This is a genomic window from Micromonospora sp. PLK6-60 (assembly GCF_019890675.1).
In the GTDB taxonomy this organism is placed as follows: Bacteria; Actinomycetota; Actinomycetes; order Mycobacteriales; family Micromonosporaceae; genus Micromonospora.
In genome coordinates this window covers 23,211-38,188 of record NZ_JAIOAA010000025.1, presented here as the reverse complement: position 1 = coordinate 38,188, position 14,978 = coordinate 23,211, and the positions used below count along the sequence as shown (strand labels likewise).

17 protein-coding genes are annotated in these 14,978 nt (G+C 72.8%); 6 read left to right on the top strand and 11 right to left on the bottom strand.

Annotated elements, in window-relative coordinates; all coding sequences use genetic code 11:
* Positions 1-3 precede the first annotated feature (3 nt).
* Entirely contained in the window at positions 4-1,053 is a 1,050-nt protein-coding gene (locus K7640_RS28055; RefSeq protein ID WP_222957959.1) for a zinc-binding alcohol dehydrogenase, read from the bottom strand.
* 157 nt (positions 1,054-1,210) lie between these two features.
* Between K7640_RS28055 and K7640_RS28050 the strand changes: the two genes are divergently transcribed.
* The gene (locus K7640_RS28050; RefSeq protein ID WP_222957940.1) at positions 1,211-2,617 is read left to right on the top strand and encodes a KamA family radical SAM protein; all 1,407 of its coding nucleotides are present in this window, start codon (positions 1,211-1,213) and stop codon (positions 2,615-2,617) included.
* A 57-nt stretch (positions 2,618-2,674) separates the two neighbouring features.
* On the opposite strand, the gene K7640_RS28045 is transcribed toward K7640_RS28050, so the two are convergent.
* The gene (locus K7640_RS28045) at positions 2,675-3,010 is read right to left on the bottom strand and encodes a YnfA family protein (protein WP_222957939.1); all 336 of its coding nucleotides are present in this window, start codon (positions 3,008-3,010) and stop codon (positions 2,675-2,677) included.
* A 230-nt stretch (positions 3,011-3,240) separates the two neighbouring features.
* Positions 3,241-3,435, bottom strand: coding sequence for a CsbD family protein (locus tag K7640_RS28040; protein WP_222957938.1), 195 nt, complete (start codon positions 3,433-3,435; stop codon positions 3,241-3,243).
* 150 nt (positions 3,436-3,585) lie between these two features.
* Here K7640_RS28040 and K7640_RS28035 point away from each other — a divergent pair, with 150 nt between their 5' ends.
* Positions 3,586-4,152 (top strand): histidine phosphatase family protein, encoded by a 567-nt coding sequence (locus tag K7640_RS28035; RefSeq protein ID WP_222957937.1) that lies wholly within the window; start codon positions 3,586-3,588, stop codon positions 4,150-4,152.
* Between the two features lie 191 nt (positions 4,153-4,343).
* Positions 4,344-5,057 (top strand): VOC family protein, encoded by a 714-nt coding sequence (locus K7640_RS28030; protein ID WP_222957936.1) that lies wholly within the window; start codon positions 4,344-4,346, stop codon positions 5,055-5,057.
* 57 nt (positions 5,058-5,114) lie between these two features.
* Here K7640_RS28030 and K7640_RS28025 read toward each other — a convergent pair whose 3' ends face one another.
* The 8 genes from K7640_RS28025 to K7640_RS27990 form a co-directional block, all read right to left on the bottom strand.
* Complete coding sequence (locus K7640_RS28025) at positions 5,115-6,083, bottom strand: DUF1963 domain-containing protein (RefSeq protein ID WP_222957935.1); 969 nt, start codon at positions 6,081-6,083, stop codon at positions 5,115-5,117.
* Positions 6,084-6,191: 108 nt separating this feature from the next.
* Complete coding sequence (locus K7640_RS28020) at positions 6,192-6,632, bottom strand: Lrp/AsnC family transcriptional regulator (protein ID WP_222957934.1); 441 nt, start codon at positions 6,630-6,632, stop codon at positions 6,192-6,194.
* 54 nt (positions 6,633-6,686) lie between these two features.
* Positions 6,687-6,908 (bottom strand): DUF433 domain-containing protein, encoded by a 222-nt coding sequence (locus K7640_RS28015; protein WP_222957933.1) that lies wholly within the window; start codon positions 6,906-6,908, stop codon positions 6,687-6,689.
* A gap of 30 nt (positions 6,909-6,938) precedes the next feature.
* Entirely contained in the window at positions 6,939-8,081 is a 1,143-nt protein-coding gene (locus K7640_RS28010) for an acyl-CoA dehydrogenase family protein (RefSeq protein ID WP_222957932.1), read from the bottom strand.
* A complete protein-coding gene (locus K7640_RS28005; RefSeq protein ID WP_222957931.1) occupies positions 8,078-9,193 on the bottom strand; it encodes a Xaa-Pro peptidase family protein in 1,116 nt (371 codons plus the stop codon). The genes K7640_RS28010 and K7640_RS28005 overlap by 4 nt, the downstream gene beginning before the upstream one ends.
* A gap of 74 nt (positions 9,194-9,267) precedes the next feature.
* Complete coding sequence (locus tag K7640_RS28000) at positions 9,268-10,410, bottom strand: FUSC family protein (RefSeq protein WP_222957930.1); 1,143 nt, start codon at positions 10,408-10,410, stop codon at positions 9,268-9,270.
* 34 nt (positions 10,411-10,444) lie between these two features.
* Positions 10,445-10,816 (bottom strand): sensory rhodopsin transducer, encoded by a 372-nt coding sequence (locus K7640_RS27995; protein WP_222957929.1) that lies wholly within the window; start codon positions 10,814-10,816, stop codon positions 10,445-10,447.
* Positions 10,816-11,541: a D-arabinono-1,4-lactone oxidase gene (locus K7640_RS27990; protein ID WP_255610091.1), complete on the bottom strand. Its 726-nt coding sequence runs from the start codon at positions 11,539-11,541 to the stop codon at positions 10,816-10,818. Before K7640_RS27990 ends, K7640_RS27995 begins: the two co-directional genes overlap by 1 nt.
* On the opposite strand from K7640_RS27990, the gene K7640_RS27985 reads away from it, so the two are divergent.
* From K7640_RS27985 to K7640_RS27975, 3 genes are all read left to right on the top strand, one after another.
* Entirely contained in the window at positions 11,504-11,887 is a 384-nt protein-coding gene (locus K7640_RS27985; RefSeq protein WP_374198136.1) for a glycoside hydrolase family 15 protein, read from the top strand. The two genes, K7640_RS27990 and K7640_RS27985, sit on opposite strands and share 38 nt — an antisense overlap.
* Before the next feature lie 296 nt (positions 11,888-12,183).
* Complete coding sequence (locus K7640_RS27980) at positions 12,184-13,185, top strand: LacI family DNA-binding transcriptional regulator (RefSeq protein WP_222957927.1); 1,002 nt, start codon at positions 12,184-12,186, stop codon at positions 13,183-13,185.
* A gap of 114 nt (positions 13,186-13,299) precedes the next feature.
* Positions 13,300-14,976, top strand: a complete 1,677-nt coding sequence (locus tag K7640_RS27975; RefSeq protein ID WP_222957926.1) for an ABC transporter substrate-binding protein — start codon at positions 13,300-13,302, stop codon at positions 14,974-14,976.
* Positions 14,977-14,978: the final 2 nt, after the last annotated feature.

Genomic DNA, 14,978 nt, shown 5'->3' with positions numbered 1-14,978 from the left:
GCCTCAGTCTGCCGCCAACCGGGACTCGAACAGCGCACGGACCCCCGGCTCCGACCGCAGCAGCGCCAACGCCAGCTCCGCGTGACCCGGCACGTACCCGTTGCCCACCAGCATCGTCACGTCCGCCGCCAGACCCTCCGCGCCCAACGCCGCCGCCGCGAAACTCGTCGCCATCGAGAAGAACACCACCGTGCCGCCGTCCGCCGTGGCCAGCACCGCCCCGTGCTCGCAGCCCGGCACGTCCACGCACACCACGGTCACGTCCGCCGGCGCGCCCAACGCGCTGGTCACCGCCGTCGACAACGCCACCGGATCCCGGGCGTCGGCCAACGCGACCTGGTCGGCCAGGCCCGCCGCGAGCAGCGCGTCGCGCTCCGCGGCCACCGGCACCACCCCGACCGTACGGCCCGCGCCCGCCCGCCGCGCCGCGGCCAGCGACAGCGACCCGCTCTTGCCGGCCCCACCGATCACCGCCACGCCCACCGGGCGCGGGTCACCGTCGCGGTCCCGCCGCGCCACCTGCTCGGCCACCACCCGCGCCGTCAACGCCGGCGCCCCGCACACGTCCAGCACCGCGAGGGACAGCTCCGGGTGAAGGTCCGCCGGCAGCACCGCGGCGATGGACCGGGCGAACAGGATGGCGTACCCGTCGCACGGCACCTGCTCGCTGCGCCCGTCCCAGCGGGCCAGCCCGTCGGTGACGGTCAGCGGGGTCAGGGTCAGCGACACCAGCGTCGCCACCCGGTCGCCGGGGCGCAGCCCCAGCGGGGACCGCCGCCCCGCCTCCTCCACGGTGCCGATCAGCATGCCGCCGGACCCGGTCACCGGGTTCTGCATCTTGCCCCGGGTGGAGATGATCTCCAGCACCTCGGCGCGGACCTTCTCCCCGTCGCCGCCGTGCTTCTCCGACAGCTGCCGGAAGCTCGCCGCGTCCAGATTCAGCCGTTCCACCCGGATCCGCACCTCGTTCGGGGCGATCCGGGGGTCGGCGTCCAGCCGCCACGCCGCCTGCGGCAGCACCCCCGACGGTTCCACGACGCGGTGCAGTCCCACCGGTGACGTCACGCCGACCTCCCCCTGTTCAGCCGCTCGAAGCCCCGGTCAGGACTCGCATCGCGGGAAAACTTACGGCAGACTAATTTCTTCACCGGATATTTTCCAGTAGCCTTCGGGGCCGCTGATCGAGTCGAGCCACCACCGAGGAGGGGCCGTGACCCAGACCCAACCGGTTGAGACCATCCCTCAACCCCGCCACTCCCCGGTCGCCACGCCGACCGCCGGGCAGCCCTACGAATACCGCCGCAGCCCCCTGGTCGAACCTGACTGGACCCGCTTCCCCGGCTGGCGCCACGTCACCCGCGAACAGTGGGAGAGCGCCCAGTGGCAGCGCGTCAACTGCGTCAAGAACATCAAGCAGCTCCGCGCCGTGCTCGGCGACACCGTCGACGAGACCTTCTACGCCGACCTGGAGGCCGACCAGAAGGCCCTGGCAACCATGTCCATGCTGGTGCCACCGCAGATGGTCAACACCATGGTGCCGTTCGCGCCGATGAGCACCGAGGCGCTGCTCGCCGACCCCATCCGGCGCTACATGATCCCCGTCGCCTCCGACCGGCGCACCGACTGGCCGTCGCACCCCTACGCCAGCCGCGACAGCCTGCACGAGCACGACATGTGGGTCGCCGAGGGTCTCACCCACCGCTACCCCACCAAGGTCCTCGCCGAACTGCTCTCCACCTGCCCGCAGTACTGCGGCCACTGCACCCGGATGGACCTGGTCGGCAACTCCACCCCCGCCGTCGACAAGCTCAAGCTCACCCTCAAGCCGGTCGACCGCTACGACGCCCACATCGCCTACCTCAAGGCCCACCCCGGCGTCCGCGACGTGGTCGTCTCCGGCGGCGACGTGGCCAACGTGCCCTGGAAGAACCTCGAGTCGTACCTGATGCGGCTGCTCGACATCGAGACCATCCGCGACATCCGGCTCGCCACCAAGGCCCTCATGGGCCTGCCCCAGCACTGGCTCCAGCCCGACGTCGTCGAGGGCCTGGAACGGGTCGCCCGCACCGCCGCCCGCCGCGGCGTCAACCTGGCCATCCACACCCACGTCAACCACGCCCAGTCGCTGACCCCGCTGGTCGCCAAGGCCGCCCAGACCGCCCTCGACGTCGGCGTACGCGACGTGCGCAACCAGGGCGTGCTCATGCGCGGCGTCAACGCCACCAGCGAGGACCTGCTCGACCTCTGCTTCGGCCTCCAGGGCGAGGCGGGCATCCTGCCGTACTACTTCTACATGTGCGACATGATCCCCAACGCCGAGCACTGGCGGGTCCCGGTCTGGCACGCCCAGCAACTCCAGCACGACATCATGGGCTACCTGCCCGGCTACGCCACCCCGCGGATCGTCTGCGACGTCCCCTTCGTCGGCAAGCGCTGGGTGCACATGCTCACCGAGTACGACCGCGACCGCGGCATCTCCTACTGGACCAAGAACTACCGCACCTCGATCGAGTCCGCCGACCTGGCCGCGCTGGACAAGCGCTACGCCTACTACGACCCGATCGACACCCTGCCCGAGGCCGGCCAGCAGTGGTGGACCGCCCACCGCGACGACTGACCCGCGACACCACCGGCGCCCCGCGACCAGCCCCGGTCGCGGGGCGCCGCCGTGTCGTCAGCTCGCCCGCGGCGCGTACATGATCACCGCCACGCCCAGCAGGCAGATCAACGCGCCGGTCACGTCCCAGCGGTCCGGGCGGAACCCGTCCACCACCATCCCCCAGGCCAGCGACCCCGCCACGAACACACCCCCGTACGCGGCCAGGATCCGGCCGAAGTTCGGATCCGGCTGGAACGTCGCCACGAACCCGTACGCTCCCAACGCCAGCACCCCGCCGGCGATCCACCACAGGCCACGGTGCTCCCGCCAGCCCTGCCAGACCAGCCAGGCACCGCCGATCTCCGCCAGCGCGGCCAGCACGAACAACACCAGGGAACGCAACACCGTCACGCCGCGACCCTAACCGCCCCCGCGCGGGCCCCGCCGCTGCCTGCCGCCCGCCGTGCGCTTGCACGGCGGGCGCGGATGGGACGATCTGCGGCACGTCGGGCCTTCCCGGGACGCCCAAAGGCCGACCTGCGGCATCTCGGGTTGCCGAGCCGGCCCACCGCCTGCGCCAGCGGCACAACCGGGCACGACGCGGGGGCCGCCGGATCGTCCGGCGGCCCCCGCGTACCGGGTCACTTCGAGAACGACTCCCGGGCGTCGCGCCCGGCGTCCTTGACGTGTTCGCCGGCCTCCCGCGCCCGGGCGGTGCTCTGCTGGGTGGCGCCCTCGGCCCGCATGCGCTCGTTGTCGGTCATGTCGCCGATCCGCTCCTTGGCGGCGCCGGTCAGCTCGTCGGCCTTGTTCTTGGCCTTGCCGGTGAAGCTCATCTCGCCTCCTCGTGGTGCGACTCCCTCGTCGGTTGCCCGGCGGTGTCGGCCACAAACGCTGAGGTGGTGGCCACATCGCGTAAGGCATCCTAGGAAGATAGGTATGTCGGTCGCCCGGCCGGGCCCGCCGGGCCGTGGTTGACTGGGCCGGTGAACGAGATCGTGCTGGTACGACACGGCGAAACCACCTGGAGCGCCAGCCACCGGCACACCTCGGACACCGATCTGCCGCTGACCCCCGACGGCGAGCGGCAGGCCCGCGCCCTCGGCGGGGTCCTCACCGGCCGCCGCTTCGTCCGGGTCCTCTCCAGCCCCCGGCAGCGGGCCCGGCACACCGCGCAGCTCGCCGGCCTCACCGTCGACGACGTGGACGACGACCTGGCCGAATGGCACTACGGCGAGTACGAGGGCCGCACCACGGCGGACATCCACGAGGACCGTCCGCAGTGGAACCTGTGGACCGACGGCTGCCCCGGCGGGGAGTCGCCGGAGCAGATCGGCGCCCGCGTCGACCGGCTGCTCGCCCGGATCACCCCGCTGCTGACCCAGGGCAGCGTCGCGCTGGTCGGGCACGGGCACGGCCTGCGCGTGGTCGGCGCCCGCTGGATCGACCTGCCGCCCTCCGGCGGCGGCCGGCTGCGGCTGGACACCGCCACGATCTCCGTCCTCGGGTACGAGCACGGCCGGCCGGTGATCATGCGCTGGAACGGCCGCTGAGTCGTCGCCGAGGGCGGCGGGCGGCGTTCCAGGCGTCGGCCGTAGGCCCGCTGCCCTGTCCGGCCGAAACCGTAGCCCGCCGTGAGTGCCAGTGGCGTACCTTCGCCCCGCATCGCCCGTTCGGTTACCCGCGGCCGACGATCGACCATTTCCATGTGCGGCCGTCCGTTCTGGACAGCTACGAAGGACGCATGACCAACGAGGTGACCATTCCCCTGCTGCCCTGCGCGTCGATCGACGACATCGTCGCCTTCTACACGGTGCTCGGTTTCCACACCACGTACCAGCAGCGCAAGCCCAACCCGGCCGTGGGGTTGCAACGTGAGGATCTGAATCTGCAGTTCTTCGAGATCCCGGGGTTCGATCCGGCCCAGTCCTACGGTTCGTGCATCGTGCTGACCTCGGACACGGGGCAGCTGTACCGGGCTTTCGCGGCGGGAATGCGCGCCGCGTACGGCAAGGTGCTGGTCTCTGGGACGCCGCGGATGACCCGGCCCCGGGCGCGGAAGAACGCCGACGGGCTGAGCGGCTTCAGCGTCATCGATCCCGGCGGCAACTGGATCCGCGTCTTCCAGAACGCCCCGGCCTCCCCCGCGCCGGCGCCGACCGGGCGGCTGGGCAAGGCGATGGCGAACGCCGTCGTGCAGTCCGACTCCAGAGGGGACGCCCGACAGGCGGCTCGGATTCTCGACAGCGCGTTGGCCCGTCCCGAGCCAGCTGACGACCCGGTCGCGCTGGTGGAAGTGCTCGTCTACCGCGCCGAGGTAGCGATGGCCCTGAGCGATCCGGCCACGGCGGCCGAGATGCTGGCCCGCGTCGACCGGGTCGCGTTGAGCCCGGACGAAGCCACCCGAGCCGCCGCTGCCTACGAGGCCGCCACCGACCTGGCGGCAGCGCTGTCCTAGGGGCCGCGTACCGGCGGGCAGCCGCGCGGCCCGGACCGCGCCGGCTGCCCGCCGCCGCTACTCGGTGAAGGCGGTCCAGGAGACGGCTCGGTCCAACCGGCCGGCGGCCAGATCGTCGACGCGGATCAGGAACCGCCCGCGGTAGAGCTGTCGGCCGGTGACGAACTGGATCAGCGGGATCCACTCGCCGGCCACCCGCTGCAGTTCCTCCTCCACCAGGAAGTTCTCCTCCTTCGACGAGGAGACGACGAGATCACCGGCCTTCTTCCGCGCCCGCAGGTTCGCCTCCGCGATGAGGAACTCGGGCGTGACGTAGACATGACCGGCCATCTCGCCGACCTCCCAGCCGTAGCCGCCGAGCTGGAACTCGGTGGACCTGACGGCCGGCCAGAGCTCGTCGACCAGGGCGCACAGCCCGCTGCGGTGCGGCAGGGCGCGCGCCGACTGCCGCTGGAAGTCGGACAGGCCGGGCTCGTCGTCCTCGTCCTGGTCGAGCCAGCCCGGCAGGCTGGCCTGGACCACCGCGTACAGCTCGTGCTCCGAGCCGAGGAACCGGTCGGGGTCCGTGCGCGGGGAGTTCTCCGGCACCTCCGCCGGCACGGTCGGCGTGCCGGCCGGCAGGTGGATGATCCGCGCGTACTCCTGCTCCTTGGCATGGTCGTCGACCTCGTAGGCGGCGACCTCGTGATCCAGGAAGACCAACAGCGACCCGTCGACCGGCAGCGGCAGGCCGGCGACCCTCGGCAGAGCCGCACAGTCGAAGGTCGCGACGAAGGGCAGCAGCAGCCCTCCGGGGCTGGACGGCCACGGCAGGTCAGCCGGGAGCCGGGGCCGTCCACCGGCCCGGCCCACCACGACATCGGCCGCCGGCCCGGTCGGTGGGTTCGTCGAGCGCCCGACGTCCGCGCCGTCGCGCCCGGGTCGCGCCGCGATGGTGAAGCGGAGGAGACGAGCGAAGGCGTCGATCTCGTCCGCGGCGAAACCCCGCGCCGTCGCCACCTGATGGAACTGTAGGTAGTGGTCCACCCGGAGAGAGTGCCAGACCGTCGACACCTGCCGCCGACGTGGTACGCCCATGGCAGTGGCCAACGACGTCCCGCGGCGTTGCGGTTTCGCCCGGACGCTGTCGGGGACCTACGCCTTCGGCGGCCGGTGCTCGTACGGCGTGGAGAGCACCACCGTCGTGCGGGTGGTGACGTTCGCCGAGATGCGGATCTCCTGCAACACCCGCTCCAGGTCGGCCGGGCCGGCGACCCGCACCAGCAGCAGGTAGAAGTCCTCCCCCGCCACCGAGTAACAGGAGTCGATCTCCGGCAGGTGGGCCAGCCGCTCCGGCGCGTCGTCCGGTTGGGACGGATCGAACGGCCGGATCGCCACGAACGCGGTCAACGGCAGGTCCAGCGCCTCGAACGACACCCGCGCCGCGTACCCCTTGATCACTCCACGTTGCTCCAGCCGGCGGACCCGCTGGTGCACGGCGGAGACCGACAGCCCCACCTTCTCCGCCAGGTCGGTGTACGACAGCCGACCGTCCCCGGTCAGCGCGGCGACGATGGCCCGGTCGATCTCCTCCACGGCGTGCAACCTACCGGGAAAAGCCCGCCGGTGCGACGACGGTCCCACCCACCGTCACTCCGAGCGGGCGGTGCGGTCACGCACCGCGTCGGCGGCGAAGTTCAACACCTCGGCCATGTCCTCCTCGTCCAGGAAGGGCAGGTCGGTGAGGATGTCCGTGACGGACATGCCCTCGGCCATCATCGCCAGCAGCGTGGCCACCGGAATCCGGGACTGCCGGACGCAGGGCGCGCCGCCCATCACCTCGGGGTCGACGGTGATCCTCGGGAACGTCACCGGCCCAGGCTAGCGGGCGGCGCCGACCGCTCAGTCCTTGGCCAGGGCGCGGGAGATGACCAGTCGCTGGATCTGGTTGGTGCCCTCCACGATCTGGAGCACCTTCGCCTCCCGCATGTACCGCTCCACCGGGTGGTCGGCGACGTAGCCGGCGCCACCGAGCACCTGCACCGCGTCGGTGGTCACCCGCATCGCCATGTCGGTGGCGAACAGCTTCGCCTTCGCCGCCTCGATGGAGTACGGCCGGCCGGCGTCGCGCAGCCGCGCGGCGGCCAGCACCAGGGCGCGGGCGGCGGAGATCTGGGTCGCCGCGTCGGCCAGGCTGAAGCCCAGCCCCTGGAAGTCGATGATGGCCCGGCCGAACTGCTGCCGCTGGGTGGCGTACCCGACGGCGTAGTCGAGGGCGGCCTGGGCCAGGCCGACGGCGCAGGCGGCGATGCCGAGCCGGCCGGAGTCCAGGGCGGACATGGCGATGGTGAAGCCGGCCCCCTCCCCGCCGATCAGCCGGCCGGCGGGCACCCGGGCGTCGTCGAAGGCGATCTGCGCCACCGGGGAGGCGTGCAGGCCCATGGTGCGCTCGGCGGCCTGCGGGTGGAGGCCCGGGGTGTTCCGGTCGGCGAGCAGGCAGGAGATGCCCTTCGGGCCGGGGCCGCCGGTGCGGCAGAAGATGTTGTAGAAGTCGGCGACCCGGGCGTGGGTGATCCACGCCTTGGTGCCGGTCACCACGTAGTCGTCGCCGTCGCGTACGGCCTTCGTGGTCAGCGCCGCCGCGTCGGAGCCGCCCTGCGGCTCGGACAGGCAGTACGCGCCGAGCAGCTCGCCGCCGATCATGTCCGGCAGCAGCTTGCGCTGCTCGTCGGTGCCGAACTGCGCCACCGGATAGCAGGACAGCGTGTGCACGCTGACCGCCTCGGCCACGGCCAGCCAGCGGCTGGCCAGGATCTCCAGCACCTGGAGGTACACCTCGTACGGCTGGGCGGCGCCGCCGTGCTCCTCGGCGTACGGCAGGCCGAGCAGGCCGGCCCGGCCCAGGGTGCGCAGCACCTCCCGGGGGAACTCGGCCCGCTGCTCGAACGCGGCGGCTTTCGGGGCGAGTTCGCGGTCGGCGAGTTCGGTGGCGAGGTCCAGCAGGTCGTGGGCCTCGTCGGTGGGGAGGATCCGGTCGACGTTCATAGCGCGATGAGCTCCGTGGGGGTGGTGTTGAGCCGTGCCACGCCGTCCGGGGTGCAGACGACGATGTCCTCGATGCGGGCGCCGTGCCGGCCCGCCAGGTAGATGCCGGGTTCGATGGAGAAGGCCATCCCGGCCTCGATCGGCCGGGGGTTGCCGGCCACCACGTACGGCTCCTCGTGGCCGTCCAGGCCGATGCCGTGCCCGGTGCGGTGCAGGAACGCGGCGCCGTAACCGGCGGCGGCGATCAGGTCCCGGCCGACCGCGTCGAGCGCCTCGGCGGTGATCCCGGGCCGGACGGCGGCCACCGCGGCCCGCTGGGCCTCCCGCAGCACCGCGTAGTAGTCGGCGAACTCGGCCGGCGGCCGGCCGGCGGCGACGTAGGTGCGGGTGCAGTCGGAGCGGTAGCCCGACGGCATGGTGCCGCCGATGTCGACCACCACCGGCTCGCCGGCGCCGATCGGCCGGTCGGAGGTGCCGTGGTGCGGGCTGGCCCCGTTCGGGCCGGCGGCGACGATGACGAAGTCGACGCTCACGTGACCGGCGGCCCGGATCGCCGCCGCGATGTCGGTGGCCACCTCGGCCTCGGTGCGGCCGGGGCGCAGCCACTGCCCCATCCGCTCGTGCACCGCGTCGATCGCCGCGCCGGCCTCGGCCAGGGCGGCCACCTCGGCCGGGGACTTGCGGATGCGCAGCTCCCGCAGCACCTCGGAGGCGAGCCGCTGGGTGGCGTCGGGCAGCGCGGCGCGCAGGCCGAGCACCTGCTCGGCCCACATCCGGTCGGCCAGCCCGACCGCGCCGACCGGCCCGCCGAGGGCGGCGGTGACCAGCGGGTACGGGTCGGTGCCGTCGGCGTGGTCGACGATGCGCAGGCCGGTGCCCGGGGCGGGTGACGCCTCGGCGGCCGGCCGTTCCAGGGCCGGCACGATCAGGGTGGGCTCACCCTCGGCGGGCAGCACCAGGCAGGTCAGCCGCTCCCCCGCGTGGGCGTCGTAGCCGGTGAGGTAGCGCAGGTCCGACCCCGGGGTCAGCAGCAGGGCGTCCAGGCCGGCGGCGGCGGTGGCGCGGCGCGCGGCGGCCAGCCGGTCGGCCGGGTAGAGCTCGTCGGTTCCCACCCCGTCAGCTTAACGGTCGTTTGGGTCGTCGTGGGAGCCCGGCGGGCGGCCGCGGTCACCACCCCTAGGGCATCCTAGGACACAGGGTCGGCCGCCGGCGCGGGACCCTGACCGGCGGCCGCCCGGCGGACCAGTCGCCGGGCCTCGTCCGGCGGCACGCCGGTGGCGCGCAGCAGGTCGTTGGCCACGGTGCGCAGCTGGGACACCACGATGGTGCCGGAGAACCCCAGCTCCTGCCGGCACGCCACCCCCGCCTCCCGCACCGCCCGCAACACCCGCTCCCGGGCCCCTTCGGGCGTACGGGCGGAGAGGAACTCCCGGTGCAGGACGCGCACCGCCTCGCCGAAGTGCTCCACGGCGGCCGGCAGGTCCGGCGGCACCGGCTCACCGTCCCGCAGCGTGGTGCCGATCCGGCGCACCAGCGAGCGGCTGTTGCGGAACGCCCGGTCCATGTGCCCCACCCCCCGCTGGTACGCGGCCAGGCGGCGCCGGCTGCGCCAGCGCACCGGGGAGAACCGGACCACCTCGTTCGCGGCGTGCACCACCTCACCGAGGCGCCGCAGGTCCGGCTCAGTGGCGCGCATCCGGTCCAGCACCCGCTCGGCCGCGGCCGGGTCAGCGTGCGCCAGCGCCTCGGCCGCGGCCGTCATCTGCCCGGCGAAGGCGTCCAGGGTGGGCCCGGCCACCCGGCGTACGGTGCGCAGCGGGTTCAGCGGGGCGAGCACGAAGACCACGAGCAGGCCCACCAGCCCGCCGACCAGCGCGTTGAGGGTCCGGGGCAGCTCCAGGTCCGGGGCGGTCGGGGTGAGCGTGGCGATCAGGACGGCGGTACCGCCGGCCTGCGTCATCAGCGCCCCGCTGCCCCGAGCCACCACCGCCACGGTGATCGCCAGGAAGACGATCACTCCCGTCTGCCACGCTCCCGTCCCCACCACGATGATCAGCAGGTCGCCGACGAGGATGCCGAGCACCACCCCCGCGATCAGCTCCCCCGTGCGGCGGGCCCGGTTGCCCAGCGCCGCGGCGATCACACCCACCGCCGCGGCCGGCGCGAAGGTCGGCTCGGCGTTGCCCAGCACGCGCTGGGCGACCACCCAGGACAGGGCGGCGGCCAGCCCGGCCTGCGCCGCCACGATCAGGTACAGCTGCAGGCGCCGGTAGCCGGCGTGGCCGGCCGCCCGCACCCGGCGGGGCAGGCGGGCCGGCGCGATGCTCATGGGCCGGGATACCCGGGCCGCCGGGCGACGAACGTCAGGCCGGGTGGGCCATCGTGCCGGTCAGCGCCACCACGCCGGGCAGCCGGGTGTCCTGGCGCAGGAACTGCACCACCACCGGCACCGGGGAACGCAGCAGGCAGCCGTACGGCCGGTCCAGCCGGACCGCCTCCGGGTCGATCAGGTCGTTGATCCGCACGTGCCGGATCCGGCGGGCGCCCACCGCCAGCCGGTACGGCCCCACCGGCTCCTGGTCCTCGTAGAAGACCTCCAGGCTCACCTCGGCGTCCCGCTCGGTGGCGTTGAGCAGGCAGAGCTGGTCGAACCCGGTGAAGGCCGGCTCCGGCCCGTGCCCGGGGAACGGCACGTGCCCGCCCGGCACCACCCAGGTCCGCGCGCCGATCTCCATCACCCCTCCGCCAACAGCCGGGCCAGGTCGGGCGAGAGGAACACCCCGTCCGGGTCGAGCCGCCGGCGAGTGGCCCGGAAGTCGTCCCAGCGCGGATAGAGCGGACGCAGGTCGCGCGCGGTCAGCCAGTGCTTCTTGCCCCAGTGCGGCCGGCCGCCGTACTGCCGGAAGACCGCCTCCATGTCCCGGAAGTACTCCTCATACGGCAGCGAGGTGTTCTGCAGGCAGGCGATGGTGGTGGTCGGCCGGCCGTACGCGTTGCTCAGCCAGATGTCGTCCGGGGCGATGCTGCGCACCAGCACCCGCCAGCCGGCGATCCGCCGGTGCCGGTCCCGGATCCGGCGGCGGACCTCGGCGAAGCAGGCGGGGAACGCCTCGGACGGGAGCATGTACTCGATCTCCTCGAACCTCAGCTCCCGGTGCTGCGGGATGGTGCGGTGGGTCGGACCGACTCGGTGCTCCCGCCAGCCGGCCGAGCTGGGCACCCGGGCACCCTCCCACGGCCGGCCGTCGGGCTCCTGGTCGACCCGGTTCATCACCCGCACCTGGGTCTGGTCGCTGCGGGGATACCAGTAGAAGTCCATGTTGCGGTTGCTGTGCTGCAACTCGGCCAGGTGGTCCAGGGTCCACTCCAGGTCGGCGCACCAGGAGCGGCGCCGCAGCTCGTACCGGGGCTGCACGTCCAGGGTGATCCGGGGCGACGACCCACGGGTGCTGTCCACCATCGACCGGATCCGGCGGGACCTCACCGTCGGCCCGGCCCTGATCCGCCGGTACCGGGCCGACGACGGGCTGCCCGGCGAGGAGGGGGCGTTCCTGCTCTGCTGCTACGAGCTGGTCTCCGCGCTCGCCGTCGCCGGCCGCCGGGACGAGGCCCGGCGGCTGTTCGATCAGCTCGCCGGGTACGCCGGAGAGCTCGGGCTGTATCCGGAACAGCGGGCCCCGGACGGCACGGCGCTGGGCAACCACCCGCAGGCCTTCACCCACCTGGCGCTGATCGAGGCGGCGCTCAACCTGGACGCCGGTGCGGACCGGGAGGCCCTGCACGCCTGGGCCGAGCGCGGCGCCTGATCCCCGACCGCGGCCGTCCCGGACCGTCGGGCCCGGTCGCCGGGACCCGCGCCGGCGCAACCACCAAAAGGCATCGACGCTGGTCAGCGCCGGTGGGCCCGCGCGCGGCCGAGGTCGAGATCGGACAACGGGACGTACGGCCACGCCAGAGGCTTTTTTGAGATCTTGAACTTAGCCATGTTTCGTTACCCGCGTGTTATTGACGTGACCCACGGCACTTCGGTTGACTGCCACCGGAACCGCTACCGCAACCGGTTCCGGACCGTCCACCACCGACCCGCACCGGGGAGCGTCACGTGCCGATCACCATCGCCGACGTCGCCACCCGGGCGGGGGTGAGCAAGACGACCGTCTCCCGGGTGCTCAACGGCAAGGGCGAGGTGGACCACCGGACGGCGGACCGGGTCCGCGCGGTCATCACCGACCTGGGCTACGTGCCCAGCGCCCGCGCGGTCAACCTGGCCCGCGGCCGGACCCGGGTGGTCGGCATGCTGGTGCCCGCGCTGACCTGGCCGTGGATGGGCGAGGTGCTCCAGGGCGCGATCGACGTGGTCGAGGCCGAGGCGTACGGCCTGCTGCTGTTCACCTGCAACCGCGGCGACGAGTCGATGCGCCGCTTCGCCTCCCAGGTCTCGGCCCGGTCCTTCGACGGCCTGCTCGTGGTCGAGCCCGAGGGCACGCTGGACTACATCACCGGGCTGCACCGGCGCGGCCTGCCGGTCATCCTCATCGACGACCGGGGCCAGCAGCCCGGCTTCCCGTCGGTGCGCACCACCAACACCGACGGCGCGCACGCCGCCGCCGCGCACCTGCTGGGGCTGGGCCGCCACCGACCTCTGATGATCACCGGGCCGCTCCGGTTCGGCTGCACCCGGGAACGCTCGGCCGGCTTCCTGCGCGCCTACGCCGAGGCGGGTCGCCCCGTCCCGGCCGACCACCAGGTGACGGGCGACTTCACCTTCGAATGCGGCCGGGACGCCGTACGCCGGCTGCTGCACGCCGGGGTGCCGTTCGACGCCGTCTTCGCGCACAACGACCTCTCCGCCGCCGGCGCGCTCCAGGCGCTGCGCGACGCCGGCCGCGGCGTCCCGCAGGACGTGGCGGTGGTCGGCTTCGACGACCTGCCGCTCGCCGGGCACACCCACCCGCCGCTGACCTCGGTGCGCCAACCGCTGCGGGAGATGGGCGCGGCCGCCGCCCGGCTGCTCATCGCCCACCTCACCGGCACACCGCTGCCCGACACCCCGACCGTCATCCCGACCAGCTTCGCCGCCCGCGCCTCCACCCGCGTCACCTGACCGCCGCCCCGGCGACCACGCCGGCGGGCACCCCGCCCACCGGCGGCACCACCGCACACCCTCCATCCACCACATCCCGCCCGAGGACATGCGGGAGCACCGAGGGAGACCTCCATGAGAAGACGGCACCTGCTCGCCGTCGCGCTGGCCGGCGCGATGGTCACCACCACCGCCGCGTGCGGCGACAGCCCGAACGCCAACAAGGGCAACGGCCAGGCCGCGACCGTGCTGAACGTCGGCATGCCCAACGGCCCGCAGGCCGAGAACAACAACCCGTTCCTCACCACCTCGGCCGCGGCGTCGCTGGGCTACCGCTGGCAGATCTACGAGCCGCTGATGATGTGGAACCCGGTCAAGCCGGCCGAGCCGTTCAAGCCGTGGCTGGCCACCAAGGCCGAGTGGTCCACCGACTACAAGTCGGTGAAGGTCACCGTCCGCGACGACGCCACCTGGTCCGACGGGCAGAAGCTCACCGCCGAGGACGTCGCGTTCACCTACAACCTGGTCCAGAAGTACCCGGCGCTCAACGACCAGGGCGTGCCGTACACGGGCGCCACGGCGAGCGGCAACGACGTCACGATCACCATGTCCAGCCCGCAGTTCGTCAACCAGCAGAAGGTGCTCTGGCGGGTGCCGATCGTGCCGAAGCACCTCTGGGAGAAGATCAGCGACCCGACCACCGACCCGGTGAAGCAGCCGGTCGGCAGCGGCCCCTACACGCTCAAGTCGTTCACCCCGGCCACCACCACGCTGACCGTGCGCGACAGTGGCTACTGGCAGGACGCGCCGAAGGTCAAGGAGCTGCGCTTCACCTCGTACACCGACAACAGCGCGCAGACCACCGCGCTGGCCAACGGCGAGTCGGAGTGGAGCTTCGTCTTCATCCCCAACTACCAGGCCGTGTTCGTGGCCAAGGACCAGCAGCACCACAAGGTGTGGGCGCCGCCGGTGCTGGGCATCCACGGCCTCTACCTGAACACCACGAAGAAGCCGTTCGACGACCCGACGCTGCGCAGGGCGATGAACATGGTCGTCGACCGGGCCGACATCTTCACCACCGCCGAGGCGGCGTACTTCCACCCCGAGGTCAAGAGCGTGACCGGCCTGCCCAGCCCGGCGGGTGACTCGTTCCTCGCGCCGGAGTACCGGGGCCAGGAGCACAAGGTCGACGTCGAGGGCGCCAAGGCGCTGCTCACCGGCGCCGGCTACCAGCTCGACGGCACCACGCTGAAGGACAAGGCCGGCAAGCCGGTCACCATCAAGCTGACCGACCCGGCCGGCTGGTCCGACTACCAGACCAGCCTGGAGATCGTGAAGGACAACCTGTCGAAGATCGGCATCGCGGCGACCATCGACAAGGCCAACCAGGACGCCTGGTTCCGCAACGTGGAGCAGGGCAACTTCGAGGCCACCTTCCGGTGGACCGAGAGCGGCGCCACGCCGTACGACATCTACCGAACGATCATGGACGGCCGGGTGCTCAAGCCGATCGGCACCGCCTCACCCGCCGGCAACTTCGGCCGCTTCAACGACAAGGCGGCGACCGACGCCCTGGTCTCGTACGCCAACGCGACCGACGACGCCACCCGCGCCACGGCCATGGGCACGCTGCAGAAGATCTTCGTCGAGCAGATGCCGATGATCCCGGTCGGCGCGGACAACATCGGCGGCGCGTACAGCACGAAGAACTGGACCGGCTGGCCGGACGACGCCAATCCGTACGGCGCCCTGCAACCCACCCAGCCCAACGCGCTGGACGTGGTGCTGCACCTCACGCCGACCGCCGGCTGACC

Excerpts from the sequence above, each read along its gene's own strand:
- K7640_RS28040 (WP_222957938.1), bottom strand. The coding sequence starts at position 3,435 with ATGAGCTTCACCGGCAAGGCCAAGAACAAGGCCGACGAGCTGACCGGC.
- K7640_RS28030 (WP_222957936.1), top strand. The coding sequence starts at position 4,344 with ATGACCAACGAGGTGACCATTCCCCTGCTGCCCTGCGCGTCGATCGAC.
- K7640_RS28010 (WP_222957932.1), bottom strand. The coding sequence starts at position 8,081 with ATGAACGTCGACCGGATCCTCCCCACCGACGAGGCCCACGACCTGCTG.
- K7640_RS28000 (WP_222957930.1), bottom strand. The coding sequence starts at position 10,410 with ATGAGCATCGCGCCGGCCCGCCTGCCCCGCCGGGTGCGGGCGGCCGGC.
- K7640_RS27995 (WP_222957929.1), bottom strand. The coding sequence starts at position 10,816 with ATGGAGATCGGCGCGCGGACCTGGGTGGTGCCGGGCGGGCACGTGCCG.
- K7640_RS27990 (WP_255610091.1), bottom strand. The coding sequence starts at position 11,541 with ATGGTGGACAGCACCCGTGGGTCGTCGCCCCGGATCACCCTGGACGTG.
- K7640_RS27975 (WP_222957926.1), top strand. The coding sequence starts at position 13,300 with ATGAGAAGACGGCACCTGCTCGCCGTCGCGCTGGCCGGCGCGATGGTC.